The organism is Vibrio anguillarum (assembly GCF_001989995.2).
Taxonomy (GTDB): domain Bacteria; phylum Pseudomonadota; class Gammaproteobacteria; order Enterobacterales; family Vibrionaceae; genus Vibrio; species Vibrio anguillarum.
On record NZ_JAHGUP010000061.1, the window covers coordinates 1 to 1,721 of the forward strand.

Sequence of the window (1,721 nt, forward strand, 5' to 3'; positions counted from 1 at the left end):
ACTACGCGCACTTTCTTACCTTCGGCTGTAAGTTGCTCTGCGGCTTTTACCGCCAGTTCAACTTCAGAGCCAGTGGCAATCAGGATAAGCTCAGGCTGACCAGCGCACTCTTTTAGGATGTAACCACCTTTCGCGATATCCGCAACTTGCGCTTCGCTACGTGGTTGCTGCGCTAGGTTTTGACGAGAGAAAATCAGCGCTGATGGGCCATCTTTACGCTCAATCGCCAACTTCCATGCGACGGCTGATTCCACTTGGTCACACGGACGCCATGTGCTCATGTTCGGTGTCAAACGCAGTGAAGCCACTTGCTCAACCGGTTGATGGGTTGGGCCATCTTCACCCAAACCAATCGAGTCATGGGTGTAGACTTGGATGTTCTGAATCTTCATCAGCGCGGCCATTCGCATTGCATTACGGGCGTATTCCATAAACATCAGGAAGGTTGCGCCGTAAGGAACGAAGCCACCGTGCAGCGCGATACCATTCATGATGGCAGTCATACCGAATTCACGCACACCATAGTGAATGTAGTTACCCGAGAAGTCTTCCGCCGTGAGCGATTGAGAGCCCGACCACATGGTGAGGTTAGACGGTGCCAAGTCCGCCGAGCCGCCCATAAATTCTGGCAGCATTTTACCAAACGCTTCCAGCGCATTTTGTGAGGCTTTACGTGACGCAATATTGGCTGGGTTAGCTTGAAGGTCAGCGATAATTTGACTCGCTTTCGCTTCCCATTCTGCTGGCAACTCGCCATTTACGCGGCGTTTGAACTCAGCGGCTTCGGCTGGGTAAGCGGCGGCGTAGGCATCAAACTTGGCGTTCCAATCGGTTTCTTTCGCTTGGCCAGCTTCTTTGGCATCCCACTGCGCGTAAATGTCGGCAGGGATGTGGAAAGGTGCATGCGGCCAACCCAGGAATTCACGCGCTGCTTTGATTTCTTCAGCGCCTAAAGGGGCACCGTGACAGTCGTGTGAGCCCGCTTTGTTTGGCGAACCAAAACCGATGATGGTTTTGGTGCAAATCAAGGTTGGACGAGGGTCTGCTTTCGCAGCCTCAATCGCGGCATTAATCGCTTCAGCGTTATGGCCATCAACCGCAGCAATAACATGCCAGCCGTACGCTTCAAAACGTTTTGGCGTATCATCAGAGAACCAGCCTTCTACATGACCATCGATAGAGATGCCGTTGTCATCCCAAAACGCAATCAGTTTGCCAAGGCCCAGAGTGCCCGCCAGAGAACACGCCTCGTGCGAGATGCCTTCCATCAAACAACCATCACCCATGAACACATAAGTGAAGTGGTCAACGATGTCGTGACCCGGTTTGTTGAACTGCGCCGCCAGTGCTTTTTCAGCCATCGCCATGCCGACCGCATTGGTAATACCTTGGCCTAGTGGGCCCGTGGTGGTTTCAATGCCCGGCGCGTAACCGTATTCTGGGTGACCCGGTGTTTTTGAGTGCAATTGACGGAAGTTTTTCAAATCATCAATCGACAGCGCGTAACCGCTCAGGTGCAATAAAGAGTAAATCAGCATTGAGCCGTGGCCGTTTGACAGCACAAAACGGTCGCGGTCAGCCCATTGTGGGTTTTGTGGGTTATGGTTTAAGTGGCTACGCCAAAGCACTTCAGCGATATCCGCCATACCCATCGGTGCACCAGGGTGACCAGAGTTAGCTTGTTGAACACCGTCCATACTAAGAGCACGGATGGCATTGGC

Annotated in this window: 1 protein-coding gene; it reads right to left on the reverse strand. The window is 52.8% G+C overall.

Annotated features, from left to right (window positions below):
• The coding region (tkt, locus tag PL85_RS13880; RefSeq protein WP_215809357.1) for a transketolase at positions 1 to 1,721 on the reverse strand (1,721 nt) is incomplete at both ends.